The 26,404-nt window shown below is 68.3% G+C and carries 22 protein-coding genes; 9 read left to right on the plus strand and 13 right to left on the minus strand.

Translation table 11 applies throughout. The features are described from left to right. Positions 1-2 precede the first annotated feature (2 nt). The 5 genes from def to HWX87_RS12190 all read right to left on the minus strand — a co-directional run bounded on the left by def (position 3) and on the right by HWX87_RS12190 (position 8,722). On the minus strand, positions 3-536 hold the full coding sequence (gene def, locus HWX87_RS12170) for a peptide deformylase (protein ID WP_176047340.1): 534 nt from the start codon (positions 534-536) through the stop codon (positions 3-5). Next, positions 533-2,608, minus strand: coding sequence for an NAD-dependent DNA ligase LigA (gene ligA / locus HWX87_RS12175; RefSeq protein ID WP_176047341.1), 2,076 nt, complete (start codon positions 2,606-2,608; stop codon positions 533-535). The genes def and ligA overlap by 4 nt, the downstream gene beginning before the upstream one ends. A 165-nt stretch (positions 2,609-2,773) precedes the next feature. Beyond that, positions 2,774-4,042 carry a cell division protein ZipA C-terminal FtsZ-binding domain-containing protein gene (locus tag HWX87_RS12180; RefSeq protein WP_176047342.1) on the minus strand — a complete coding sequence of 423 codons (1,269 nt, stop codon included), beginning with the start codon at positions 4,040-4,042 and terminating at the stop codon, positions 2,774-2,776. An 86-nt stretch (positions 4,043-4,128) separates the two neighbouring features. Continuing rightward, the gene (smc, locus tag HWX87_RS12185) at positions 4,129-7,641 is read right to left on the minus strand and encodes a chromosome segregation protein SMC (protein ID WP_176047343.1); all 3,513 of its coding nucleotides are present in this window, start codon (positions 7,639-7,641) and stop codon (positions 4,129-4,131) included. A 139-nt stretch (positions 7,642-7,780) separates the two neighbouring features. Next, positions 7,781-8,722 (minus strand): DMT family transporter, encoded by a 942-nt coding sequence (locus tag HWX87_RS12190; protein ID WP_176047344.1) that lies wholly within the window; start codon positions 8,720-8,722, stop codon positions 7,781-7,783. A 159-nt stretch (positions 8,723-8,881) separates the two neighbouring features. On the opposite strand from HWX87_RS12190, the gene dapC reads away from it, so the two are divergent. The 6 genes from dapC to cls all read left to right on the plus strand — a co-directional run bounded on the left by dapC (position 8,882) and on the right by cls (position 15,046). After that, positions 8,882-10,114, plus strand: coding sequence for a succinyldiaminopimelate transaminase (gene dapC, locus HWX87_RS12195; RefSeq protein ID WP_176047345.1), 1,233 nt, complete (start codon positions 8,882-8,884; stop codon positions 10,112-10,114). 43 nt (positions 10,115-10,157) lie between these two features. After that, positions 10,158-10,985 carry a 2,3,4,5-tetrahydropyridine-2,6-dicarboxylate N-succinyltransferase gene (gene dapD / locus HWX87_RS12200; protein ID WP_014896723.1) on the plus strand — a complete coding sequence of 276 codons (828 nt, stop codon included), beginning with the start codon at positions 10,158-10,160 and terminating at the stop codon, positions 10,983-10,985. After that, complete coding sequence (locus HWX87_RS12205) at positions 10,985-11,353, plus strand: ArsC family reductase (RefSeq protein WP_034184733.1); 369 nt, start codon at positions 10,985-10,987, stop codon at positions 11,351-11,353. The genes dapD and HWX87_RS12205 overlap by 1 nt, the downstream gene beginning before the upstream one ends. Before the next feature lie 85 nt (positions 11,354-11,438). Continuing rightward, on the plus strand, positions 11,439-12,578 hold the full coding sequence (dapE, locus tag HWX87_RS12210) for a succinyl-diaminopimelate desuccinylase (protein WP_176047346.1): 1,140 nt from the start codon (positions 11,439-11,441) through the stop codon (positions 12,576-12,578). Between the two features lie 11 nt (positions 12,579-12,589). Next, positions 12,590-13,498 carry a 50S ribosomal protein L3 N(5)-glutamine methyltransferase gene (prmB, locus tag HWX87_RS12215; RefSeq protein WP_176047347.1) on the plus strand — a complete coding sequence of 303 codons (909 nt, stop codon included), beginning with the start codon at positions 12,590-12,592 and terminating at the stop codon, positions 13,496-13,498. A gap of 108 nt (positions 13,499-13,606) precedes the next feature. Next, on the plus strand, positions 13,607-15,046 hold the full coding sequence (gene cls / locus HWX87_RS12220) for a cardiolipin synthase (RefSeq protein ID WP_176047348.1): 1,440 nt from the start codon (positions 13,607-13,609) through the stop codon (positions 15,044-15,046). 33 nt (positions 15,047-15,079) lie between these two features. Here cls and HWX87_RS12225 read toward each other — a convergent pair whose 3' ends face one another. Next, complete coding sequence (locus HWX87_RS12225) at positions 15,080-15,559, minus strand: glutathione peroxidase (RefSeq protein WP_175845253.1); 480 nt, start codon at positions 15,557-15,559, stop codon at positions 15,080-15,082. A 136-nt stretch (positions 15,560-15,695) separates the two neighbouring features. Here HWX87_RS12225 and HWX87_RS12230 point away from each other — a divergent pair, with 136 nt between their 5' ends. After that, complete coding sequence (locus HWX87_RS12230) at positions 15,696-17,627, plus strand: ATP-binding cassette domain-containing protein (RefSeq protein WP_176047349.1); 1,932 nt, start codon at positions 15,696-15,698, stop codon at positions 17,625-17,627. Positions 17,628-17,786: 159 nt separating this feature from the next. Here the strand turns inward: HWX87_RS12230 and HWX87_RS12235 are convergent, their stop codons facing one another. The 3 genes from HWX87_RS12235 to alr form a co-directional block, all read right to left on the minus strand. Continuing rightward, complete coding sequence (locus HWX87_RS12235; RefSeq protein WP_176047350.1) at positions 17,787-18,053, minus strand: DUF2866 domain-containing protein; 267 nt, start codon at positions 18,051-18,053, stop codon at positions 17,787-17,789. Between the two features lie 146 nt (positions 18,054-18,199). Further along, positions 18,200-19,576 carry a DNA repair protein RadA gene (radA, locus tag HWX87_RS12240; protein WP_176047351.1) on the minus strand — a complete coding sequence of 459 codons (1,377 nt, stop codon included), beginning with the start codon at positions 19,574-19,576 and terminating at the stop codon, positions 18,200-18,202. 11 nt (positions 19,577-19,587) lie between these two features. Beyond that, positions 19,588-20,658: an alanine racemase gene (gene alr / locus HWX87_RS12245; RefSeq protein WP_176047352.1), complete on the minus strand. Its 1,071-nt coding sequence runs from the start codon at positions 20,656-20,658 to the stop codon at positions 19,588-19,590. Positions 20,659-20,876: 218 nt separating this feature from the next. Here alr and lplT point away from each other — a divergent pair, with 218 nt between their 5' ends. Both lplT and thiD read left to right on the plus strand, forming a co-directional pair. Next, a complete protein-coding gene (gene lplT, locus HWX87_RS12250) occupies positions 20,877-22,184 on the plus strand; it encodes a lysophospholipid transporter LplT (RefSeq protein WP_176047353.1) in 1,308 nt (435 codons plus the stop codon). Between the two features lie 58 nt (positions 22,185-22,242). After that, positions 22,243-23,052, plus strand: a complete 810-nt coding sequence (gene thiD, locus HWX87_RS12255) for a bifunctional hydroxymethylpyrimidine kinase/phosphomethylpyrimidine kinase (RefSeq protein WP_176047354.1) — start codon at positions 22,243-22,245, stop codon at positions 23,050-23,052. Positions 23,053-23,070: 18 nt separating this feature from the next. On the opposite strand, the gene HWX87_RS12260 is transcribed toward thiD, so the two are convergent. From HWX87_RS12260 to tsaB, 4 genes are read right to left on the minus strand one after another with little or no spacing between them, the layout of a single operon-like run. After that, a complete protein-coding gene (locus HWX87_RS12260) occupies positions 23,071-24,036 on the minus strand; it encodes a DUF1853 family protein (RefSeq protein WP_176047355.1) in 966 nt (321 codons plus the stop codon). After that, complete coding sequence (locus HWX87_RS12265; protein WP_176047356.1) at positions 24,033-25,031, minus strand: uracil-DNA glycosylase; 999 nt, start codon at positions 25,029-25,031, stop codon at positions 24,033-24,035. The genes HWX87_RS12260 and HWX87_RS12265 overlap by 4 nt, the downstream gene beginning before the upstream one ends. After that, a complete protein-coding gene (gene rimI / locus HWX87_RS12270; RefSeq protein ID WP_176047357.1) occupies positions 25,018-25,518 on the minus strand; it encodes a ribosomal protein S18-alanine N-acetyltransferase in 501 nt (166 codons plus the stop codon). Before rimI ends, HWX87_RS12265 begins: the two co-directional genes overlap by 14 nt. After that, complete coding sequence (gene tsaB, locus HWX87_RS12275) at positions 25,515-26,282, minus strand: tRNA (adenosine(37)-N6)-threonylcarbamoyltransferase complex dimerization subunit type 1 TsaB (protein ID WP_176047358.1); 768 nt, start codon at positions 26,280-26,282, stop codon at positions 25,515-25,517. Before tsaB ends, rimI begins: the two co-directional genes overlap by 4 nt. Between the last annotated feature and the right edge of the window lie 122 nt (positions 26,283-26,404).

Below are 26,404 nucleotides of genomic sequence, written 5' to 3' on the forward strand. Positions count from 1 at the left end.
GATCAGTCGTCGTCGGTCGGGTCGAGCCCCGGGAACAGCACCTCGGTGAAGCCGAAGCGCGTGAAGTCGGTGATCCGCATCGGATACAGCTTGCCGATCAGGTGATCGTATTCGTGCTGGACCACGCGTGCGTGGAACCCGTCGGCAACGCGGTCGATCTTCGCGCCGAACTGGTCGAAGCCGCTGTAGCGCACCTTCGCGTAGCGGCTGACGACGCCACGCATGCCCGGCACCGACAGGCAGCCTTCCCAGCCCTCCTCCATGTCCGGCGGCATGTACTCGATCTTCGGGTTGATCAGCACGGTCTCCGGCACCGGCGGCGCATCCGGGTAACGGTTGTTGTTGCCGAAGCCGAAGATGATGATCTGCAGCCCGATGCCGATCTGCGGCGCGGCCAGCCCGGCGCCGTTCGCGTGGTGCATCGTCTCGAACATGTCAGCGACGATCTCGTGCAGTTCGGGGGTATCGAACCGTTCGACCGGCTTGGCGATTTCGAGCAGGCGCGGATCGCCCATCTTCAGGATCTCGCGAATCATGGCGTATTGCCCTCCAGGAGTTGGTGCAGACCGTCTTCGTCCAGCACGGGGATGCCGAGTTCCTCGGCCTTCACGAGCTTGCTGCCGGCTTCGGCGCCCGCGACCACGTAATCCGTCTTCTTCGATACCGAGCCCGCCACTTTCGCACCGGCCGCTTCGAGCATCTCCTTCGCGGCATCGCGCGTGAGATTCGGCAGCGTGCCCGTCAGCACGACCGTCTTGCCGGCCAGCACGCCCTGCGGCGCCTTCGGCGCGGGCGGCCCTTCCGGCCACGTGACCTTGCCCGGTGCGCGCAACTGCTCGATCACGGTCCGGTTGTGCTCTTCCGCGAAGAACTGATGAAGCGACTCGGCGACGATCGGCCCGACGTCGTTGACTTCGAGCAGTTCCTCCACCGACGCGTCCATGATCGGCGTCAGCGAGCCGAAATGCTTCGCGAGATCCTTCGCGGTCGATTCGCCGACGTGGCGGATACCGAGCCCGTAGATGAAGCGCGCGAGCGTCGTGTGCTTCGCCTTCTCGAGCGAATCGAGCAGATTCTGTGCGGACTTCTCGGCGAAGCGGTCGAGCTCGGCAAGCGTCGCGAAACCGAGATTGAACAGGTCGGCCGGCGTGCGCACGAGATTCAGCTCGACGAGCTGGTCGATGATCTTCTCGCCGAGCCCGTCGATGTCGAGCGCGCGGCGCTGCGCGAAGTGCCACAGCGCCTGCTTGCGCTGCGCCGGACAGAACAGCCCGCCCGTGCAGCGGGCGATCGCCTCGTCCGGCAGGCGCTCGATCCTGGAGCCGCACACCGGGCATTCGGTCGGCATCACGAATTCAGCCGCATCGGCCGGACGCCGATCGAGCAGCGCGCCGACCACCTCGGGAATCACGTCCCCCGCGCGGCGCACGATCACGGTGTCGCCGATCCGGATGTCCTTGCGGCGCACCTCGTCTTCGTTGTGCAGCGTCGCGTTGGTCACGGTCGCGCCGCCGACGAACACGGGCTCGAGGCGTGCGACCGGCGTGATCGCGCCGGTGCGGCCGACCTGCACGTCGATCGCGACGAGCTTCGTCAGCGCTTCCTGCGCGGGAAACTTGTGCGCGAGCGCGAAGCGCGGCGCGCGCGACACGAAGCCGAGCCGCTCCTGCTCGTCGCGCCGGTTGACCTTGTAGACGACGCCGTCGATGTCGTACGGCAGCGAGTCGCGCTTCTCGCCGACCTTGCGGAAGAACTCGAGCAAGCCCTCGGCGCCCTGCACGACCGCGCGCTCGCGGTTCACGGGCAGGCCGAGCGACTCGTACCAGTCGAGCAGCGCGCTGTGCGTGTCGGGCATCGCCATCCCGTCGAGCACGCCGATCCCGTACGCGAAGAACGACAGCGGACGCTGCGCGGTGATCTTCGAGTCGAGCTGGCGCAGGCTGCCGGCCGCCGCGTTGCGCGGGTTCGCGAATTCGCGCTGCTCGGCCGCGCGCTGGCGTTCGTTCAGGCGTGCGAAATCGCGCTTGAACATCAGCACCTCGCCGCGCACGTCGAGCACGGCCGGCACGTTCCTGCCCTTCAGCTTCAGCGGAATCGAGCGGATCGTGCGCACGTTCTCGGTCACGTCCTCGCCGGTCGTGCCGTCGCCGCGCGTCGACGCCTGCACGAACACGCCCTGCTCGTAGCGCAGCGAGATCGCGAGACCGTCGAACTTCAGCTCGCACGCGTATTCGACGGGCTCCGTCACCGAGCCGGCGAGATCGGTCGCCTTGGCGAGCGCATCGGCGATGCGCTTGTCGAACGCGACGATGTCCTCGTCGGCGAAGCCGTTGTTCAGCGACAGCATCGGCGCGTCGTGGACGACCGGCGTAAAACCGCCGGCCGCCTCGCCGCCCACGCGTTGCGTCGGCGAATCGGGCGTCACGAGTTCGGGATGGTCGGTTTCGAGCTGCTGCAGTTCGCGGAACAGCCGGTCGTATTCGGCATCGGGCAGATCCGGCTGGTCGAGTACGTAATAGGCGTGGTTCGCCCGCTCGAGTTGGTCGCGCAGCCACGCGGCGCGCGCGTCGGGCTGGCTGGCTGGCGGTTCGGCTTGGGTTCGGGCCATGCTGGCGGGGGATTCGCTCTGAAAAATCGGATGCCCGATTATCTCAGTTTGACGCCGCGGCGGGGCGTGCAATGCGAGCCCGATGAGCGTGTTGCAGCGCACACCGGAGGGTGTTTGCCGCAACGGCGGACGGCGGCACCGAAGCCCGCCGCCCGCGCGTTCGCATTACTGGCTGAAGAGGCGGCGCGTGACCGGCGAACCGGCCGGGATGCCGGCTTCCTCGAGCTTCGCGTACAGCTTCATCAATTGCTGGTCGATCGCGACGAGCGTCGATTCCGGCAGCGGCCGGCGCGAATCGTCGACGACGCGTGCGCCGATCCGTTCGGACAGCGACTTCGCGTAATCGCACATCAGCCGGAACGGCAGGATGTCCTCTTCGGCAACCGGCACGTCAAGCACCAGCGTGATCATGTTGCCGCCCTTGTACGTGAGGTCGTCACGCAGGAAGTTCGTATCGCCGAACTGCAGCATGAACACCGGGTTCTGCTTCGCGTCGAGCTTCACGAAACGCGTGCCGTCGCGCGACAGCAGCAGCCCGTCCTGCGATGCGACCGCCTGCACGTAGTTCGCCGACCACGGCGCGCCGTCCGACATCACGTTGATCGACAGCTGCGCGTCGCACTGCGCGGCAAATGCGTCGAGCTCGCGCGCCATCGCGACCGTTTCCATCATGTCCGGGAATTCCGGTGCGCCGTCGATCGCGTCGGCGAACTGCTGGACGCCCGTCACGAATTCGGAGAATTCGAGCTCGTTCAGCGCACCGCTGCGGTTCGCGAGCTGCGCGGCCGCGCGCAACTCTTCGTAGCGCACGCCGTTCTGCAGCAGCTCCCACTGGCCGCCTTCCGGCTTGCCTTCGATGTGCACGGGCTTGCTGCCCGCGCGGCGCAGCCGCTGCGCGGCCGGCAGGATCTTGTCGCCCGGCAGCGGCCCGGTGAGGCGGATCGGCACGATGCAGTCGATCCGGCGATCGACGATCGCGGGCGGCGCCGACGAGATCGTCGTCGTGGCCGGCAGCACCGGTTCGGACGGCTCGGCCGGCGCTTCGTGCGCGGCGACAGGCGCGGCTTCCTCGCCGGCTGCCTGCTCGGTCACGTCGGACGGCGTGTCGACGCCGGTCGCCTCGGCCTGCAGATCGGCCGGCATGTCAGCCGGCGCCGCCCCGCCGAACGTCGGCTCGACGCGCGCGACTTCAGCCGGTGCAGCGGCCGCCGCCGCGACCGGGGCCGCGGGCTCGCGGCGCACCGGCTGGCGCACCGGTTCGATGAACGGCAACTCTTCGTCACGCTCGGGGCGGTTCATCGCCTCGGCCGCTTCCTCCGGCATCGGGCGCGGCATCCTGCGCCGCACTTTCGCGCCCTGCCACGCGTTGTAGACCACGACGCCGCCCACCACGACAGCACCCGCGCCGATCAAACCGAGTGTCAACTCGTCCATGCACGCTCCATCAGCAATTCTTATTCGTCGGGACCGCGAACGGGCGCGTCATGCGCCGCGCGAACGCGATCCGGTTTCGTCAAACGTCAACTCTGGGCAAAACCCGCGGCCGTTTCCATGTCCACTGCAACGATCCGCGACACGCCCTGCTCCTGCATCGTCACGCCGATCAGTTGCTGCGCCATTTCCATCGCGATCTTGTTGTGCGAGATGAACAGGAACTGCGTCTTGTCGGACATCGCGCGCACGAGATTCGCGAAACGCTCGGTGTTCGCGTCGTCGAGCGGCGCGTCGACCTCGTCGAGCAGACAGAACGGCGCCGGGTTCAGCTGGAACATCGCGAACACCAGCGCGGTCGCGGTCAGCGCCTTCTCGCCGCCCGACAGCAGGTGAATCGTCGCGTTCTTCTTGCCCGGCGGCTGCGCCATCACCTGCACGCCGGCGTCGAGAATCTCGTCGCCCGTCATGATCAGCTTCGCCTGGCCGCCGCCGAACAGGCGCGGGAACAGGTCGCTGAAGTGGCGATTGACCTCGTCGAAGGTACCCTGGAGCAGCGTGCGGGTTTCCTGGTCGATCTTGTGGATCGCGTCCTCGAGCGTCGTGATCGCGTCGATCAGGTCGGCCGACTGCGCATCGAGGAACACCTTGCGCTCGCTCGCGGCCTTCAGCTCGTCGAGCGCGGCCATGTTCACCGGGCCGAGCGCGTTGATCGCATTGTTCAGGCGCGTGACTTCGCCCTGCAGGTACGACGGCTTCAGGTCCGGCGTCAGCTTCGCGGACAGCGCGGCCTCGTCGACCTCCGCCGTCACGAGCTGCTCGGCGAACTGTTCGACGGACAGGCGCGCGGCCTGCTCCTTCAGCTGCAATTCGGTGATGCGGTCGCGCAGCGGCTGCAGCGAGCGCTCGGCCACGAGGCGCTGCTCGTCCGACGCGCGCAGCTTCGCGGTCAGGTCGTCGAGCTCGATCCGCGCGGCCTGCAGCGCTTCTTCCTTCACCGCGCGAATCTCGAGCGCGTCCTGCAGGCCGGTGTGCGCGGTCTGTTCGTTGATCGTCTCGAGTTCGGCGCGCGCGTCTTCCAGCGAACCGGCAACACGCTCGCTTTGCTCGTGCGCGACCTGGATGCTGCGCTTGAGCTCGTCGATCCGCGTCACCGCATTGCGCGCAGCGAAGCGGGCGTCGTTCGCGCCGCGTTCGAGATCGCGCGCTTCCTGGCGCGCCTGCGTCAGCGATTCGTCGAGCGCTTCGAACGCGAGCTGGTTGTCTTCGAAGCGCGCCTGCAGTTCGGCGAGTTCGCCGTCGAAACGCTCGAAATTCGCTTCCGACTCCGCGCGCAGCGCGCGCTGCTCTTCGATCTGCGCGCCGATTTCCTCGAGTTCCTCGCGGATCTGCGTGCTGCGCTGTGTATAGCGTTCGTGCGCCTGCGCAAGCTTCAGCACGTCCATCTGCAGCGCGTGCACGCGCTGCGTCGCACGTTCGGCCTGCGCGCGCACGTCGCCGAGCGCCTGCGTGGCCTGCGTGTGCGCAGCTTCCGCACGCACGGCGGCCGTGCGCGCCTCGTCGGCGAGCAGCGCCTGGGCACGCACCTGGCGCGTCAGGTTTTCGATTTCCTGCTGGCGGGCCAGCATCCCGGCCTGCTCCGAATCGGCTGCGTACAACTGCACGCCGACGCGCGTGACGACGTGACCCGCCTTGACGACGAACGCGCCGCCTGCCGGCAACTGCGCACGCGCGGCAAGCGCCTGGCCGACGTCGTCGGCGACGTACACGTTGCCGAGCCAGTCGTTCAGCACCGCACGGATGCCCGCGTCGTCGATGCGCACGAGCGACAGCACCGGACGCAGCCCGGCCACCGCGGCGGGCGGCTCACCGGCCGCGGGCGGCGCGTAGAACGCGAGCTTCGCGGGCGGCGCATCGGTCGCGAACGCCTTCACCCAGTCGAGATTCGACACTTCGAGCGCCGCGAGGCGCTCACGCAGCACGGCCTCGAGCGCCGCTTCCCAGCCGGCCTCGACGTGCAGCTTCTTCCACAGACGCGGCAGCGCGCCGAGCTCGTGCTTGTCGAGCCACGGCTGCACCTTGCCTTCGGTCTGCACGTTTTCCTGCAGCTGCTTCAGCGCGGCGAGGCGCGCCTCGAGCTGGTGGATCTGCGCGGCTTCGGCCTGCACGCGCTCCTGCGCGGCACGGCGTTCGCCGTCGAGACGCGGCACCGTTTCCTGCGCGTCGGCAAGGCGCGCCTGCGCTTCGGCGAGGATCTCTTCCTGCTCGGCCAGCTGCATGCGCAGCTCCTCGAGCTGTGCCTCGTCCGGCGCGTCGAGCCCGCCCGCTTCGCCCTTCAGGCGCTCATGGCGCTGCTGAAGCTGCTGGAGCTGCTGGTCGGCGTTGCGCTGGTGCGCGGCCTCGAGCTTCAGCGACTGTTCGGTCTGCGCGATCCGCGCGCGCTCGTCGTTGAGCTGCGCCTGCGCATCGCGCCACTTCGCCTCGAGCGCCGGCAGCGCGTCGTGCTTCGACGCCGCGCTGTCTTCGGCAAGCGCGGCCTTCTCGTCGGCCATCGCACGCGCTTCCTCGGCTTCCTCGAGCTCGTCCTGCGCCTTCTCGGCCTGCGCGCGCCATTGCTCGCGCTGCGCGTTCAGCGCGGCGATCTGCGCCTGCACGCGATTGCGCGATTCGACGATGAACTTGATCTCGGCCTCGAGGCGGCTCACTTCGGCATTCGCCTCGTACAGCGAACCCTGTGCGCCCTGCATCGCATCGCTCGCCGCATAGTGCGCGACGCGCAGCGTCTCGAGCTGCGACTCGACCTCGCGCAGCTTCGCGGTCTGCGCCTCGAGGTCGATCTGCGCCTGTTCGATCGCGCGCTGCTGCTTCTGCTGCTCGCCTGCGGCCTCGTTCTTGCGCAGCAGCCACAACAGGCGCTGCTTCTCCTCGCCGTCGGCGACGAGGTCCTTGTACTTGGTCGCGACGACGGCCTGCGCCTCGAGCTTCTCGAGGTTCGCGCCGAGCTCTCGGACGATGTCCTCGACGCGCGTCAGGTTCTCGCGCGTGTCGTGCAGGCGGTTCTCGGTTTCGCGGCGGCGTTCCTTGTACTTCGACACGCCCGCGGCTTCCTCGAGGAACACGCGCAGCTCTTCCGGCTTCGCCTCGATGATCCGCGCGATCATGCCCTGCCCGATGATCGCGTACGCACGCGGCCCGAGGCCCGTGCCGAGGAAGATGTCCTGGATGTCGCGGCGGCGCGCCGGCAGGTTGTTGATGTAGTAGCTCGACGTGCCGTCGCGCGTCAGCACGCGCTTCACGGCGATCTCGCCGTACTGGCCCCACTGCCCGGCCGCGCGGCCGTCGGAGTTGTCGAAGATCAGCTCGACGCTGGCCCGGCTGCCGGGCTTGCGTGCGGTCGAGCCGTTGAAGATCACGTCCTGCATCGACTCGCCGCGCAGCTCGGAGGCACGCGACTCGCCGAGCACCCAGCGCACGGCATCGATGATGTTGGACTTGCCGCACCCGTTCGGGCCCACCACGCCGACAAGCTGGCCCGGAACCTGGAAATGCGTGGGATCGACAAAGGATTTGAAGCCAGCGAGTTTGATCGAGCTCAGACGCACGGCGGTATCGGATGTGAAGAAGGAGTGAAACGGACGGGGCCGCACAGCGCGGGGCCGGAGAGCCCATGCGCGCGACGCGCCCCGGAATTCAAAAACGGGGCCGCGCGCATACAGCGTTGGGCCCCGCAAACGGCTTCCATCATACCATCGCGCGTGCGCCGTCCCGACCGTCGCCGGGTTTGCCCGGTGCGGGCGCGGCGCGATGGACCCGACTCGACAGCAGCGTCGCCAGCACGATGCACACGCCGCCCGCCCATTCGCGCGCGGTCGGCAGCTCGCTGGCGAACACCCACGCCGACAGCGCGGTGATCACGATCTCGAACAGCATGATGATCGACGCACGGTTCGCCGGCACCCGCGCAAGGCCGTACTGCACGAGCAGGTTGTTCGATGCCATCGTCACGCCGATCGCGGCGATGATCAGCGCGGCCGTCCCGAGCTGGCCGCCCGCCGGCGCGGCCGGCAGCCCTTCGAACAGCGACGCGATCGCGCCGAACACGGCCGCGCCGCCGAACAGCGTCGCGGTGCGCATTTCCGCGCGCATCTCCGGCAGCTCGCGGCTCGCCTTGATCACGAGCACGTTGCTCATCGCGAAGCTCAGCCCGGCCGCGAGGCCGGCCCATTCGGCCGGATTGGCCGGCAGCGGCAGGCCGAGCTGCGGCGACCACAGCATCAGCATCGCGCCGCCGATCGACAGCGCCGCGAGCCCCGCGCCGGCCCAAGTCAGCCGCTCGCGCAGCAGGAAGTGCGCATAGATCGCGGTCCACGCCGGGGTCAGGTAGAACAGCAGCATCACGCGCAGCACCTCGCCGTGGATCGTGCCCCACACGAAGCCGAGGTTCGTCACGCCGGCCGTCACCGCGATGCCCGGCAGCACCCAGTGCCAGCGCAGCGTCGCGATCGTGCGGTGCCGCGCGACGATCACGAACAGGAACGCCACGAGGCTCGTCAGCGCGCTCGCGAGCGTGCCCGTCACGCCGAGCGATGCGAGGATCCGCAACGGATACCAGATCAGGCCCCATACCGATGCGCCAATCAGGATGGCCAGCGTCGGCAGGCTGCCGCGTACCGCGTTATTCATTTGGTTCGATACCCTTTATTCGGCCGGCCCGGCCGCCGTTCCGGCAGGCCGTGACCGCATTCCGTCACGCTATAATCGCTCGTTGCGACCCGCGCGCCGTCGGCGCCCGTTCGCAGCCGCGCGGCACGCCCGCCGCTTCTTTCGCTCCAACCGGCCGCGATGGCCGCTTCGCCCGTGAACCCTCGACTCGACTCGCTCCAGCCCTATCCCTTCGAAAAGCTGCGCGCCCTGTTCAAGGACGTGACGCCTTCCGGCGACCTCAAACCGATCAGCTTCGGCATCGGCGAGCCCAAGCACCCGACGCCGGCGCTGATCCGCGACGCCGTGGTGGCCGCACTCGACGGCCTCGCGTCGTACCCGGCCACGGCCGGCTCGGACGCGCTGCGCACGTCGATCGCGCACTGGCTCGAGCGCCGCTACGGGCTGCCGGCGATCGATCCGGCCACGCAGGTGCTGCCCGTGTCGGGGTCGCGCGAAGCGCTGTTCTCGCTCGCGCAGACCGTGATCGACGCGCGTCCGGCCGCGCAGGGCGAGAAGGCGATCGTACTCTGTCCGAATCCTTTCTATCAAATTTACGAAGGCGCGGCGCTGCTGGCCGGTGCCGAACCCTATTTCGCGAACAGCGACCCGGCCCGCAACTTCGCGTGCGACTACGCGGCCGTGCCCGACGCAGTCTGGGCGCGCACGCAGCTGCTGTACGTGTGTTCGCCGGGCAACCCGACGGGCGCCGTGCTGACGCTCGACGACTGGCGCGAACTGTTCGCGCTGTCCGACCGCCACGGTTTCGTGATCGCGTCCGACGAGTGCTATTCGGAGATCTATTTCGACGAAGCGGCGCCGCCGCTCGGCGGCCTCGAGGCCGCGCACCGCCTCGGCCGCGGCTTCGAGCGCCTCGTGATGCTGTCGAGCCTGTCGAAGCGCTCGAACGTGCCGGGCATGCGCTCGGGCTTCGTCGCCGGCGACGCGGCGCTGCTGAAGAAATTCCTGCTGTACCGCACGTACCACGGCGCGGCGCTGTCGCCGGTCTGGCAGCACGCGAGCATCGCCGCGTGGAACGACGAGGCGCACGTGCGCGAGAACCGCGCGCTGTACCTGCAGAAATTCAATACGGTCACGCCGATGCTCGCCGACGTGATCGACGTGAAACTGCCCGACGCCGCGTTCTACCTGTGGGCCAACGTGTCGCGCACCGGGCTGTCGGACACCGAGTTCGCCCGTCGCCTGTACGCCGACTATAATGTGACGGTTCTGCCCGGCTCGTACCTGGCGCGCGATGCGCACGGGTCGAATCCGGGCCGCGATTTCATCCGGATCGCGCTCGTCGCGGGCACCCCCGAATGCGTCGAGGGCGCGCAACGCATCGTCGATTTCTGCCGGTCTCTCGCGCGGTAATCGTCCATCCGATCAATTCCATCCATCTCCTGCGAAAACGAACATGTCGCAACAACTTCAGCAAATCATCGATACCGCCTGGGACAACCGCGCCGAGCTGTCGCCGAAGGCCGCACCGGCCGACGTCCGCGAAGCCGTCGCGCACGCGATCGAGCAGCTCGACAAAGGCGCGCTGCGCGTTGCCGAGAAGATCGACGGCAACTGGACCGTGCACCAGTGGCTGAAGAAGGCCGTGCTGCTGTCGTTCCGCCTGGAAGACAACGCACCGATGCCGGCCGGCGGCTACTCGCAGTTCTACGACAAGGTGCCGTCGAAGTTCGCGAACTACACGGCTGAAGATTTCGCCGCGGGCGGCTTCCGCGTCGTCCCGCCGGCCATCGCGCGCCGCGGCTCGTTCATCGCGAAGAACGTCGTGCTGATGCCGTCGTACACCAACATCGGCGCGTACGTCGACGAAGGCACGATGGTCGACACGTGGGCGACGGTCGGTTCGTGCGCGCAGATCGGCAAGAACGTGCACCTGTCGGGCGGCGTCGGCATCGGCGGCGTGCTCGAGCCGCTGCAGGCGAACCCGGTCATCATCGAAGACAACTGCTTCATCGGCGCACGCTCGGAAGTCGTCGAAGGCGTGATCGTCGAGGAAAACTCGGTGATCTCGATGGGCGTGTATCTCGGCCAGAGCACGAAGATCTACGACCGCGAGACGGGCGAAGTCAGCTACGGCCGCATCCCGGCCGGCTCGGTCGTCGTCGCCGGCAACCTGCCGTCGAAGGACGGTTCGCACAGCCTGTACTGCGCGGTGATCGTCAAGAAGGTCGACGCGAAGACGCGCGCGAAGGTCGGCCTGAACGAGCTGCTGCGAGGCGACTGATGGCTAAGCCGCACACCGTGGTCGTCTACGGCATTCCGAACTGCGACACCGTGAAGAAGGCCCGCGTGTGGCTTGACGATCACGGCGTCGAGTTCGAGTTTCACGACTTCAAGAAGCTCGGCGTCAGCGCGCCGCTGGTCGAAGACTGGCTGAAGGACGTGTCGCTCGACGCGCTCGTCAACAAGCGCGGCACCACGTGGCGCGGCCTGGACGACGCAATGAAGGCGGCCGCCGAAACGAAGACCGGCGCGGTCGCGCTGATGATCCACAAGCCGTCGGTCATCAAGCGTCCCGTGCTCGTCGTCAACGGCCGCGTGAAATCGCTCGGCTTCGCGGCCGATCAATACGCGGCGCTGTTTGCCGCATAGGGCTGCCCGCGCCGCGCCTGTCGGCGCGTAGTCTTGTCGCTGCCGGCCACCGCGCCGGCATTTTTTATCGAAAGTGGTCCGAACCATGTCCGCCACCCTAGCCCTTACCGAACAACTGATCGCCCGTGCGTCCGTGACGCCCGACGACCAGCACTGCCAGCAGATCATGACCGAGCGCCTCACCGCGCTCGGCTTCGAATGCGAGACCATCGCGTCGCACGGCGTGACCAACCTGTGGGCCGTCAAGCGCGGCGCCGACGGCCGCGACGGCAAGCTGCTCGCATTCGCGGGCCACACCGATGTCGTGCCGACCGGCCCGCTCGAGCAGTGGAGTTCCCCGCCGTTCGTCCCCGCCCATCGGGACGGCAAGCTGTACGGCCGCGGCGCGGCCGACATGAAGACATCGCTCGCGGCATTCGTCGTCGCGTCCGAGGAATTCGTCGCGGCCCATCCTGGCCACCGCGGCACGATCGCGTTCCTGATCACGAGCGATGAGGAAGGCCCCGCCACCGACGGCACCGTCAAGGTCGTCGAGCTGCTCGAAGCGCGCGGCGAACGCATGGACTACTGCATCGTCGGCGAACCGACATCGACCAACGCGCTCGGCGACGTCGTCAAGAACGGCCGCCGCGGCTCGATGTCGGGCGAACTGGTCGTCAAGGGCGTGCAGGGCCACATCGCGTATCCGCACCTCGCCAAGAACCCGATCCACCTGCTCGCGCCGGCGCTCGCCGAACTCGCCGCCGAGCAGTGGGACGAAGGCAACGAATACTTCCCGCCGACCACCTGGCAGGTGTCGAACCTGCACGCCGGCACCGGCGCGACCAACGTGATTCCCGGCCACGCCGACCTGCAGTTCAACTTCCGTTTCTCGACCGCCAGCACGGTCGAGGGCCTGCAGGCGCGCGTGCACGCGATCCTCGACAAGCACGGCCTCGAATACACGCTGAAGTGGTCGGTGAGCGGCCTGCCGTTCCTCACGCCGCGCGGCGAGCTGTCGGGCGCGCTGGAAAACGCGATCCGCACCGAGACCGGCATCACGACCGAGCTGTCGACGACGGGCGGCACGTCGGACGGCCGTTTCATCGCGCGCATCTGCCCGCAGGTGATCGAGTTCGGCCCGCCGAACGGCAGCATCCACAAGATCGACGAGCACATCGAGGTGCGCTTCATCGATCCGCTGAAGAACGTGTACCGCCGCGTGCTTGAACAACTGATCGCCTGATGGAGCCTCGCATGACGACACCTTTTGCCACAGTTCGCGACCTGCTGCGCTACGCGGTCACGCGCTTCTCGAAGGCGAAGCTCGCGTTCGGCCACGGCTCGGACAATGCGTACGACGAAGCGGCCTACCTCGTGCTGCGCACGCTCGACCTGCCGCTCGACACGCTCGAGCCGTTCCTCGACGCGCGCCTGCTGCCCGACGAGATCGCGGCCGTGCTCGCGGTGATCGAGCGGCGCGCGACCGACCGCGTGCCGGCCGCGTACCTCACGCATGAAGCGTGGATGCACGGCCACCGCTTCTACGTCGACGAACGCGTGATCGTGCCGCGCTCGTTCATCGGCGAGCTGCTCGACGACGGGCTGCAGCCGTATGTCGCCGATCCCGAGCAGGTCGGCGCGGTGCTCGAACTGTGCACGGGCTCCGGCTGCCTCGCGATCCTCGCCGCGAGCGCGTTCCCGAATGCCGAAATCGACGCGGTCGACCTGTCGGACAAGGCGCTCGAAGTCGCCGAGATCAACGTGCGCGACTACGGCCTCGAAGACCGCATCGGGTTGCACCGCGGCGACCTCTACGCACCGCTGCCGGCATTCCGCACCGACCCGGGCTCGCGCTACGACGTGATCCTGACGAACCCGCCGTACGTGAACGCATCGTCGATGGCCGCGCTGCCGCCCGAATACCGGCACGAGCCGGAGATGGCGCTCGCGGGAGGCGGCGACGGCATGGACATCGTGCGACGCATCGTCGCCGAAGCGCACCGCTGGCTGCACGACGACGGCGTGCTCGTCGTCGAGATCGGCAACGAGCGCGAGAACGTCGAAGCGGCGTTCGGCGGCCTCGAACTCACGTGGCTGCCCACCAGCGCGGGCGACGACGCCGTCTTCCTGATCCAGGCGTCGGACCTGCCGCGCAAGGCCTGAGCCTTTCCGGCCCGCCCGCCGTGCGGCGCACCATTGCGCCGCACGGTTGGGTAAGATGCGCGTAGGCGGCCGCCCGGCCGCACGACCTCAGGAGTCCGTCACGCGCCCATGACCCTCGACTGGCTACATCTCGGCACCCTGCTCCTGACCATCCACGTGCTCGGGATCGTCGCAGCGTGCCACGCAATCATGAACACGCGCACTTCGCAAGGCGCGATCGCATGGGCCGTCTCGCTCGCGGCCATGCCGTACCTGACGCTCGTTCCATACCTGTTCCTCGGCCGCAGCAAGTTCTCCGGCTACGTCGACGCGCGGCGCCACGAGCTGGAAATGTTGCGCATGCACACACCGCGCTCGCCGTGGCTCAGCACCGACGCGACCGACGGGCCGGCCGCCGATGCGCTCGGCCAGTCCGCCGTGCTCGCGCTGACGCGGCTCGGCGGCATGCCGTTCCTCGGCGGCAACTCGGTGCGCACGCTCGTGAACGGCGACGCGACGTTCTCGGCGATCCTGTCGGCGATCGACGCCGCGCGCGACTACGTGGTCGTCCAGTTCTTCATCGTGCGTGACGATGCGCTCGGCCAGATGCTGCGCGACGCGCTGCTCGCGCGCGCGGCCGCCGGCGTGCGCTGCTGCCTGCTGTACGACAGCATCGGCAGCTTCGACCTGCCGCACAGCTACGTCGACACCCTGCGCCGCGGCGGTGTCGAGGTCCATCCGTTCGCGACCAACCGGAAGTTCGTCAACCGCTTCCAGCTGAACTTCCGCAACCATCGCAAGATCGTCGTGGTCGACGGCAATCGCGCGTTCGTCGGCGGCCACAACGTCGGCGTCGAATATCTCGGCGCGAAACCGCGCCTGTCGCCGTGGCGCGACACGCACATCGAAATTCGCGGCCCGGTGGTCGCGAGCATCCAGTACGTGTTCGCCGAAGACTGGCACTGGGCGACGCAGAAGCTGCCGCCCATCGCGCTGCCGCCGCCCGCGCTGCCCGGCGACGGCATGCATTGCCTCGCGGTGCCGATGGGGCCGGCCGACAAGCAGGAAACCGGCTCGCTGTTCTTCGTCGAGGCGATCAACGCCGCACGCGAGCGGGTCTGGATCACCACGCCGTATCTCGTCCCCGACGAAGCGGTGATCTCCGCGCTGAAGCTCGCGGTGATGCGCGGCGTCGACGTGCGCATCCTGATCCCGAGCCGGCGCGATCACTACGTGGTGTTCGAGGCGTCGAAGCTGTACGCGCGCGACCTCGTCGACGCGGGCGTGAAGGTGTTCCGCTACCAGCCCGGCTTCCTGCACCAGAAAGTCGTGCTGATCGACGGCATCGCCGCGGCGATCGGCAGCGCGAATCTCGACAACCGCTCGTTCCGGCTCAATTTCGAGATCATGGTGCTGACCGTGGACCGCGCGTTCGCCGGCGAAGTCGAGACGATGCTCGATGCCGACTTCGCACAGGCGCACGAGGTCGATGCGAACGAATACCGCCAGTCGCCCGCGTGGCGGCGCATCGCGATGCACGTCGCGCGGCTGTTCGCGCCGATCCTGTAATGGCCGGGGCGGCGCGTACGCCGCCCGCCGCCCTCACAGCAGCTTGTCGATATCGGCGGCGATTTCGTCGGGCTTGGTCGACGGCGCGTAGCGCTTGACGATGCGGCCGTCGCGATCGACCAGGAATTTCGTGAAATTCCACTTGATCGCCTTGAGGCCGAGAATGCCGGGCGCCTCGTCGGTCAGGTAGCGGTACAGCGGATGCGCATGATCGCCCTTCACGTCGATCTTCGCGAACATCGGGAACGTGACGCCGTAGTTGCGCTCGCAGAATGCGCCAATCTGCGCGGCGTCGCCCGGCTCCTGCTTGCCGAACTGGTTGCACGGGAAACCGAGCACGAAGAAGCCGCGCGCCGCGTACTGGTCGTACAGCTTCTGCAGGCCCGCGTATTGCGGCGTGAAGCCACACTCGCTCGCGGTGTTGACGATCAGCAGCACCTTGCCGCGATACGCGTCGAGCGGGGCCGGCGCGCCGGCGAGCGTCTCTGCGCTGAACGAATACAGGGTGGACATCGGGCACTCCTTTTACGAAACCGGATCGACGTGGAGTCTAGGCGAAATTGCGCCGTTGCGGCATCCGCCGAGCGGCCGATGCCCGGCGCAACCTGCTCGCAGTCTAGAATAGCGGTTTTGGCCAGTCATTTCCGCCGTGATCCGTTTCAATCAGTTCAGCCTTGCGCGCGGCACCAAGCCGCTGTTCGAGTCGACGTCCTTCGTACTCAATCCCGGCGAGAAAGCCGGCCTGATCGGCGCGAACGGCGCCGGCAAGTCGACGCTGTTCTCGGTCCTGCGCGGCGAGCTGCACTCGGACGGCGGCGATTTCGCGATGCCGCCGTCGTGGCGGATCGCCCATGTGTCGCAGGAAACGCCCGCCGTCGACCGCTCGGCGCTCGACTACACGCTCGACGGCGACGCCGCGCTGCGCGAAATCGAAGCGCGCATCGCCGCCGCGTCCGCCGCGCATGACGGCGCCGCCGAAGCCGACGCGCACGCCGCGTTCGCCGACGCCGACGGCTACACCGCACCGGCCCGCGCCGAAGCGCTGCTGCTCGGCCTCGGCTTCACGCTCGCGCAGACGCGCGAATCCGTCTCGAGCTTCTCCGGCGGCTGGCGCATGCGCCTGAACCTCGCGCAGGCGCTGATGTGCCGTTCCGACCTGCTGCTGCTCGACGAACCGACGAACCACCTCGACCTCGACGCGATCGTCTGGCTCGAAGACTGGCTGCACCGCTACCCCGGCACGCTCGTCGTGATTTCGCACGACCGCGAATTCCTCGATTCGATCTGCAACGTCACGCTGCACCTGGAAAACCGCCAGGTGAAACGCTACGGCGGCAACTACTCGCAGTTCGAAGTGCTGCGCGCGCAGCAACTGGCGCTGCAGCAAAACGCCTACGAAAAGCAGCAGAAGACGATCGAGCACCTGCAGAGCTTCGTCGACCGCTTCAAGGCCAAGGCGACCAAGGCCAAGCAGGCGCAGAGCCGGATGAAGGCGCTCGAGAAGATGGAGCTGATCGCGCCCGCGCACATCGCGTCGCCGTTCACGTTCGAATTCCGCACGCCCGACGCCGCGCCGAACCCGATGATGGTGATGGAAGACGTCCGCTGCGGCTACCATGCAGACGGCGGCGCGGAAATCCCGATCGTCGAGCGCGTCGCGCTGTCGATCCAGAACGGCCAGCGCATCGGCCTGCTCGGCGCGAACGGCCAGGGCAAGTCGACGCTGATCAAGACGCTGGCCGGCACGCTCGCGCCGCTGTCGGGCCACGTCCGCGACGGCAAGGGTTTGACGATCGGCTATTTCGCGCAGCACCAGCTCGAAACGCTGCGTGAAGACGATTCGCCGCTCGCGCATCTGGCGCGGCTCGCACCCGATACACGCGAGCAGGAGCTGCGTGACTTCCTCGGCGGCTTCAATTTCTCGGGCGACATGGCGACGAGCCCGGTCGGCCCGTTCTCGGGCGGTGAAAAAGCGCGCCTCGCGCTTGCGCTGATCATCTGGCAGAAGCCGAACCTGCTCCTGCTCGACGAACCGACGAACCACCTCGACCTCGAAACGCGCCACGCGCTGACGATGGCGCTCGCGCAGTTCGAAGGCACGCTGATCCTCGTGTCGCACGACCGCCACCTGCTGCGCGCGACGACCGATCAGTTCATGCTGGTCGCGAAGCACCGGCTGCAACCGTTCGACGGCGACCTCGACGACTACCGCGACTGGCTGCTGCAGCACGCGGCCGAGCAGCGCGCGGCCGCGAAGGCCGACAGCGCGGCTTCGCCCGGCGCCGGCGCCGCGGCCAACCGCAAGGATCAGAAGCGGCAGGCCGCCGAGGAACGGCAACGTCTGTCGGTACTGAAAAAGCCACTGCAGACGCGCATCACGAAGCTCGAAAAGGAAATGGAGACGCTGCACACGGAGAAGGCGCGCCTCGACGCGTTCGTCGCCGATCCGGCGAGCTACGAAGCCGAGCGCAAGACCGAGCTGACCGACGCGATCCGCAAGCTCGGCGACGTCAACACGCGCCTCGAGACGGTCGAGGCCGACTGGCTCGCCGCGCAGGAAGAACTCGAGCAGATCGGCTGAGGCTGAACGCAGCGGCCGATACGCGCACGGCGTGCCGGCTGCCGCAGGTGATCGACACCGCACCGGGCCTGGTCCGGGCCCGGATACGACAAGGCCGGGCGCACTGGCCCGGCCTGTTGATTGAATTGCCGCTGCTCGGCCGTTCGCCGCACCACCGGCTCAGCGCCGCGGCAGCGTATCGCGCGGCATCTGCTCGTCGTCGCCCATCAGGTGCCGGCGCCCTTCGGTCGGCCGCCGGATCGCATCAGCGACTTCCGCTTCCGTCACGTCCTCGGACACGACCTTGCGCGCGAGGCGTCCTTCGTCGTCGATCCATTCGACGATCCGGCATCCGCCGCCCCACGGCTGGCGAATCGGCTCCGACACGCGGCAGCCGCGCAGGTTGTAAAGGCGTCCGCCCGGCGCTTCCCCATACGATTTCAACATAGGTTCCCTTCGCATTGCGCGGTTCGACATTCCGGCAAAGGATAGGGAAAAGCAATGTCCGGCGGGTTACAGAAGCCTACATATTCTTTACAGGGAATTACGCGCCAGATCGCCGGCGGGCCCGGCCCGCGTGCCTGTGCGGCCAATCACTCGAGATCGCGCACGCGGTCGATCGCGTGCTCGAGCCGATCGACGGCCATCACGTTCAGTCCTTCGATCGGCTGCTTCGGCGCATTCGCCTTCGGAATCAGCGCGGACGTGAAACCGAGCTTCGCGGCCTCGCGCAGCCGCTCCTGCCCGCGCGGCGACGGCCGGATCTCGCCGGCCAGCCCCACTTCGCCGAACACGATCAGCCCCTTCGGCAGCGCCTTGTTGCGCATCGACGAATGGATCGCGAGCAGCACCGCGAGGTCGGCGGCCGGCTCGGTGATCTTCACGCCGCCCACCGCGTTGAGGAACACGTCCTGGTCGAAGCACGCGATGCCCGCATGACGGTGCAGCACCGCGAGCAGCATCGCGAGCCGGTTCTGTTCGAGGCCGACTGCGAGCCGGCGCGGGTTCGGCACGTGCGCGGTGTCGACGAGCGCCTGGACTTCGACGAGCAGCGGCCGTGTGCCCTCCTGTGTAACGAGCACGCATGAGCCGGGCACGACCTGCTCGTGCTGCGACAGGAACAGTGCGGACGGATTCGCGACGCCGCGCAGCCCGCGCTCCGTCATTGCGAACACGCCGAGTTCGTTGACCGCGCCGAAGCGGTTCTTGAACGCGCGCACGAGCCGGAACGACGAATGCGTGTCGCCTTCGAAGTACAGCACCGTGTCGACGATGTGCTCGAGCACGCGCGGGCCGGCCAGATTGCCTTCCTTCGTCACGTGCCCGACCATGATGATCGCGGTGCCCGACTGTTTCGCGATGCGCGTGAGCTGCGCCGCGCATTCGCGCACCTGCGCGACCGAGCCCGGCGCCGACGTGAGCGCTTCCGAATAGACGGTCTGGATCGAGTCGATCACGGCCACATCCGGCCGTTCCGTGTCGATCGCGGCCTGGATCTTCTCGAGCTGGATCTCGGCGAGCAGCTTCAGTTCGTCCGCCGGCGCACCGCCGTCGAGCAGCGCAAGCCGTTGCGCGCGCAACGCGATCTGCGCGGCCGATTCCTCGCCGCTGATATAGAGCGCGCGCCGCTCGCTCGCGATGTCTGCAAGCGACTGCAGCAGCAGCGTCGACTTGCCGATGCCCGGATCGCCGCCGATCAGCACGACGCCGCCCGGGACCAGCCCGCCGCCGAGCACGCGGTCGAATTCGCCGATGCCGGTCGAGAAGCGCGGCACGTCGGCCGCTTCGATGTCGACGAGACGCTGCACGGGCGCACGCTTCGCGAGCGACTGGAAACGATGGGCAGCCGGCGCTTCGGCGACCGATTCGACCAGCGTGTTCCACGCCTGGCACGACGGGCACTGGCCCTGCCACTTCGGGGTCTGTCCGCCGCACTCGCTGCAGACATAAACGGTTTTCTGTTTGGCCACGCGCGACGCCCTTATTCCGCTCGCACGGGCACGCGGCCGGCGACCGCGCACATCAGCTCGTAACCGATCGTCCCGCAATGGCGCGCGACGTCGTCGATCGACAGCGCGTTGCCCCACAGCTCGACGCGCGCACCGACACCGGCCTGCGGGCACGGGGTCAGGTCGACGGTAATCATGTCCATCGACACGCGGCCGACGATCCGCGTACGGATGCCGTCGACGATCACCGGCGTGCCTTCGGGCGCGACGCGCGGATAGCCGTCCGCGTAGCCGCACGCGACGACACCGATCCGCATCTGCGCCTGCGCGGAGAACGTCGAGCCATAGCCGATCGCCTGGCCCTTCGCGATCGTCTGCACGGCGATCAGCTCGGACGCGAGCGTCATCGCGGGCTTCAGCCCGGTGTCGGCGATATCGGCCGACAGCCCGGACGGCGACGCGCCGTACAGCACGATGCCCGGCCGCACCCAGTCGAAGTGCGTATCCGGATGCCACAGCACGGCCGCCGAATTCGCAAGGCTGCGCGCGCCGGCGATGCTTTCCGCGCCGCGCTCGAAGGTCGCGAGCTGCTCGGCGACGCCACGCTCGTTGTCCGCATCCGAAAAATGGGTCATCAACGTGATCTGGCCGATGCCGGGGCACGCGCGGGCGCGTTCCCACGCCGCCCGGTATTTTTCCGGCACGTAGCCGAGCCGGTTCATCCCGCTGTTCATCTTGAGTTGCACGTTGACGGGCTTCGACAGCCGCGCCGTTTCCAGCATCCGCATCTGCTCGTCGTTGTGGACCGTCGTCGTCAGGCTGTAACGGTCGATCACGTCGATGTCGGTCGACCGGAAGAAGCCTTCGAGCAGCAGGATCGGGCCGGCCCAGCCGAGCTCGCGCAGCTTCACGGCCTCGTCGAGGTCGAGCAGGCCGAAGCCGTCGGTGCCGCGCAGGCCCGGAAACGCACGGGCGAGACCATGGCCGTACGCGTTGGCCTTGACGACCGCCCAGACCTTGGACGGGCCGGCAAATCGGCGGACGACGGAGAGATTGTTCGCGAGAGCGGCGGTGTGGATGGTGGCGGAGATCGGGCGCGGCATGGGAAATTTTCGTAAAGACGCTTGCGAATCATCAGCTTACCGCGCCTTTTGAGCACCGAAGCCGACAATTTGCGGAACGATCGGGGAATCTTGCTAGTCCGAATTGGCGTATTTTCATGTTATAAAGCCGTGCGCACAACCCATTTCGAACGGAATAAGCCGATCGCATACCAGGCGGCCTACGCGGCCCTGCCGCAGCGACGAAAGCATCGCATCAGATGAAAAAAGGTTTTTACACCATCATGGCCGCGCAGTTTTTCTCGTCGCTGGCCGACAATGCGCTCCTCATCGCCGCCATCGCCCTGCTGAAAGATCTCCACGCCCCCAACTGGATGACACCGCTGCTGAAGCTGTTCTTCGTGTTGTCGTACGTGGTGCTGGCGGCGTATGTCGGTGCGTTCGCGGATTCGCGTCCGAAAGGCCGCGTGATGTTCATCACCAACTCGATCAAGGTGGTCGGTTGCATGATCATGCTGTTCGGCGCCCATCCGCTGATCGCGTACGGGATCGTCGGCTTCGGTGCTGCGGCCTACTCGCCCGCCAAATACGGGATTCTCACCGAGCTGCTGCCGGCCGACCGGCTGGTCGCCGCGAACGGCTGGATCGAAGGCACGACCGTCAGCTCGATCATCCTCGGCACCGTGCTCGGCGGCGCACTGATCAGCCCGCACATCGCATCACACGTGATCGCGCACACGCCCAGCTGGATCAGCACGCCCGCCGAAGCGGCGATGGCGATCATCATGGCGATCTACGTGATTGCCGCGCTGTTCAACCTGCGCATTCCCGATACGGGCGCCCGCTACCCGAAGCAGGAGCGCGGCCCGGTCAAGCTCCTCACGGATTTCGCCGACTGCTTCATGGTGCTGTGGCGTGACAAGCTCGGCCAGATCTCGCTGGCCGTCACGACGCTGTTCTGGGGTGCCGGCGCGACGCTGCAGTTCATCGTGCTGAAGTGGGCCGAGGTGTCGCTCGGCATGTCGCTGTCGGAAGGCGCGATCCTGCAGGCCGTGGTCGCGGTCGGCGTCGCCGCCGGTGCGATCGCCGCCGCCGCGCGCATCCCGCTGAAGAAGTCGCTGTCCGTGCTGCCCGTCGGCATCATCATGGGTATCGCGGTGATGCTGATGGCGTTCTACACGCGCGACCTGTTCCCGCCGCACTGGGCCGTGCACTTCGGCCACCTGCGCATGCCCGTCTACCTGATCATCGCGTACATCTTCCTGATGTGCGTCGGCGCGCTGTCGGGCTACTTCGTCGTGCCGATGAACGCGCTGCTGCAGCATCGCGGCCATGTGCTGCTGTCGGCCGGCCACTCGATCGCGGTGCAGAACTTCAACGAGAACCTGTCGGTGCTCGTGATGCTGTGCCTGTACGCGGTGCTCGTGTGGCTCGACGTGCCGGTCGGCGTCGTGATCGTGCTGTTCGGCACGTTCGTCTGCCTGACGATGTGGCTCGTGATGCGCCGTCATCAGGCGAACCAGCGGCAGTTCGACTCGGTCGCGCTGATCGGCGAATCGCGGCACTGACGCTACACTCTCCGTTTCCGTCTGCCGGCGCCGGTCTTCGAACCGGCGCGTTGCCCTCATGACGCACCCGATACCCAACATCCTGACGATCGCCGGCTCCGATTCGGGCGGCGGCGCAGGCATCCAGGCCGACCTGAAGACCTTTTCCGCGCTCGGCGCGTACGGCGCCAGCGTGATCACCGCGCTGACCGCGCAGAACACGCGCGGCGTGACGGGCGTGCATGCGCCGGACGCCGCATTCGTGACCGCGCAGCTCGACGCGGTGTTCGACGACATCCGCATCGATGCGGTCAAGATCGGCATGCTCGCGAACGCGGCGATCGTCCACGCGGTCGCCGACGCGCTGCGGCGTTACGCGCCGCGCTTCGTCGTGCTCGACACGGTGATGATCTCGAAGAGCTCGCACGCACTGCTCGCGCCCGACGCGGTCGATGCGCTGCGCGACACACTGCTGCCGCTCGCGACGGTCGTCACGCCGAACCTGCCCGAAGCGGCCGCGCTGCTGGACGATGCGCCCGCCAACACCGAGGACGACATGGTCCGGCAAGGCCAGGCGTTGCTGCGGACGGGCGCGCGTGCGGTGCTGATGAAAGGCGGCCACTTGCCCGATGCGTCCGCCAGCCCCGACTGGCTCGTCGAAGCGGCACGCACCGTGCGGCTCGACGGTGCGCGCGTGCCGGTCAGCAATACGCACGGCACTGGCTGCACGCTGTCGTCGGCGATCGCCGCCCTGCTGCCGCAGCAGCCCGACCTCGAAAGCGCGGTGCGGGAAGCCAAGACCTACCTGACCGGCGCGATCGCCGCGAGCGGCCACCTCGACGTCGGCCACGGCGTCGGCCCCGTCCATCACTTCCATCGCTGGTGGTAAGCGCCCGCTGACGCGGTGTCAGTGATCCTGCGCGGCGAACGCCTGCGCGCGTGCCGGCCAGTCATCGGGCACGACGAAGCCGCGCGCCCGTTCGCGCCACGTGCCGTCGCTGCCCTGTTCATGGATGCCGATCAGCGCAGGCGCCTCGCGCGTCGTCAACACGGGCGGCAGTTCCAGCGCAGCCCCCAGCGGTTCGGGTTCGAAGCCGGCGTCGGCGGCGACCCGCCGCGGCGCGAGCCACGCCAGCCGCGGCAACACGCTCCACGCAAGACCGGCATGCTGCGCGGCCGCCCACGCCGGCCACTGCGCGTGCGTCAGCCAGAATCCGTGGGGATGATCCGACGCGATTTCGACTGACACCGGCGGCAACGGCGCGCCGTGCGGATAGAACAACCAGCCCTTGATGAACATCTGCGCGTCGGAAGGTGCGCCATAGCCGAGCCGCGCAAAGCCGTCGTGTTCGCCGAGCCGCAACTGGTGATCGAGCAGCCGGCTGCGCTTGCGGTCGAACCGGTCGACGAGATTGGGGCCGACGAAGTCGGCGAGCGTCGCGCCGTCGTGCACCGGTGCGCATAGATAGCACTTCACCGCGAGTTCCCAGTGCAGGCGCTGCCCGTCCGGCGCATCGACGAGGAAATCGACTTCGCCGAGCGTCCGGCCGTTGCTGCGCAGCGGGAGATTGGCCGCGACGAGCCGCAGCGACGGGCCGTGCGTGAGGAAATATTCGAGCAGGCATTCCGCGTAGCGACCAAGCCGGGTCGGCCGGAACCCGTCGAGCGCGCGATGCAGCGGCTCGGGCTGCGCATCGAGCGCGGCGAGCCACGCCTCGACGGCCGACCGTCCGGCCGCATCCGGCCACGGTCGCGCAAGCGGCGCGCCCGGCACCGCGGTCAGCAGGCTCGGGCTGGCCAGCAGCCAGCCCAGATCGCGCACCGCGGTGTCGCGCAGCGTATCGACGAATGCGTACGCCGCGCCGGTCGTCATTGCCCGGCCGGCCCGCTCGTGTCGGCGCCCTCTGCGCGCTGGAACGTGTCGCGCGCCAGGCACAGGTCGGCCCACGCCTTCGACTTGTCCTGCAGGCTGCGCAACAGGTACGCCGGGTGATAGGTGACGATCACCGGCACGCCTTCGTACGCATGCACGCGGCCGCGCAGCGACGCGATGCTCGCGTCCGTCTTCAGCAGCGTCTGCGCGGCGAAACGGCCGAGCGCGACGATCAGCTTCGGCTTCACGAGCGCGACCTGGCGCTGCAGATAAGGCTCGCAGCTCGCGACCTCGTCCGGCTCCGGGTTGCGGTTGCCGGGCGGGCGGCACTTGATCACGTTCGCGATGTACACGTTGTCGCCGCGCTTGAGCGACAGCGACTGCAGCATGTTGTCGAGCAGCTTGCCGGCCTGGCCGACGAACGGCTCGCCCTGCTTGTCCTCGTTTTCGCCCGGCGCTTCGCCGATCAGCATCCAGTCGGCTTCGCGGTCGCCGACGCCGAACACGGTGTTGGTCCGCTTCTCGCACAGCCGGCACAGCGTGCAGTCGGACACGCGCGCGGCCAGCGCATCCCAATCGAGCAAGGCAACCGGCGTGCCGGCGGGGCGCGATTCGGCGGCCGGCACGGGCACGGGATCGCCCGGCGGCGCCGCGTCGAACCACGCGAAGTCGTCGGCGCCGGCAGGCGGCGCGTCGTCCAACGGCGGCATCGTGTCGGCCGAGGCAACCGGCGCGGGCGCGCGATCGCGCTCGACGACCCGGCGCGCCTGCGCAGCATCGGCGGCACGCACCTCCGCCGCCGGCGTGTCGTCCTGCACCGGCTTGCGTGCCGGGCGCGCCTGTCGATCGTCCACGCCGGCAGCGGCGCCGTCCGCCGCACCGGCTTGCGTCACGACGGGCGCTTCGGCTGCCGCGCCTTCATCCGCGCGCTGCCCGCGCCGTACCCAGATCTGCGCGAGGCCCAGTTCCTCGAGCGCCGCTTCAGCCCACGCCATGCGCGTCTCCCTCGTCCTTGTTCAGCGTCAGACGCATCACGATCGCGTCCTCCCGGCTGCGATGCTTCGCCGGATAGTAGTTCTTGCGGCGGCCGATCGTCACGAAGCCGAACCGCTCGTACAGCTGGATCGCGCGCGGATTGGACGGCCGTACCTCGAGCAGCACGCCGTCGAGCCGCTCCGCGCGCGAAATGCGCACGGCCTCGCGCAGCAGCGCAAGGCCCGCGCCCGCGTGCTGCGCGGCCGGTGCGACGCACAGGTTCAGCAGGTGCATCTCGTCGACCACCGGCATCAGCACGCAATAGCCGACGAGCGACCCCGTCACGTGCCGCAGGCACACACCCAGATAACCGTTGCGCAACGAATCCTCGAAGTTGCCGCGGCTCCACGGGAATTCGTACGCGACATGCTCGATCGCGACGACCTCGTCGAGATCGGCGTCCGTCATCGGCGCCAGATAGCGGTCGCTCAGCAAGACACCCGTCATCCCTTCGCTCCGCCCGTCTGTGCGGCCCGTGCCGCGACACGCTCGGCGGTCGTCTGCGCGACCTTGTCGCGCACGTATTCAGGCGCGGCCTGATCGGCCGGCACCACCCGCCCGGCGCGGAACGCGCGCAGCGCGGCATGCGCGACAGCCAGCGCATGCGGCATTGCGTCGCTGTCGATCACGGCCGCACGCGACGCGGCCGGCAACTGCGCGCCGAACGCGGCGGCCGCATTGCCCGCGAGTGTGAACGGCACATCGGGCACGCCGACGGCGCCCGGCGCATCGAGCGAAGCCGGATGCAGCGTGCGCCAGTCGCCGGCACCGTCATCCCATTCGAAATCGGCCCAGTAGGCTTCGTCCATCCGCGCGTCCAGCGCGGCCAGCACGCGGGTCGTGCCGGGCGCGCGCAGCCGCGCATGCTCGGCGCATGCGAGCAGCGTGCCGATCGGCACGACCGGCAACCCGCCGCCGAATGCGAGGCCCTGCGTAATGCCCGTCGCGGTACGCAGGCCCGTGAACGAGCCGGGGCCCGCGCCGAACGCGATCGCGTCGCAATCGGCGAGCGTCAGCCCGGATTCGGCGAAGAGTTCCTGGATCGCCGGCAGCACGCGCGTGCTCGACACGGCGCCCGTCGGTTCGTGGCGGACCCAGGTTTGCGGGGAGGAAACGGCGTCATCGGCATGGGCCGAGCGCAGCAGCGCGACCGAGCAGTATTCGGTCGACGTATCGATGGCGAGGAGCACTGTTTGCGTCATGGCCGACATTGTAATGCGGCGCCCCGCTCCCACGGGCGATCGGGACCGATCCGTGCGCTCGCGCGGCACCGGCGGCGGTTTGGAAGGATCGCTCGACCCCGCGCGGCGGTCCGCTTGTTAAGATCGCCCGA

The organism is Burkholderia sp. BCC1644 (genome assembly GCF_902833225.1).
Taxonomy (GTDB): domain Bacteria; phylum Pseudomonadota; class Gammaproteobacteria; order Burkholderiales; family Burkholderiaceae; genus Burkholderia.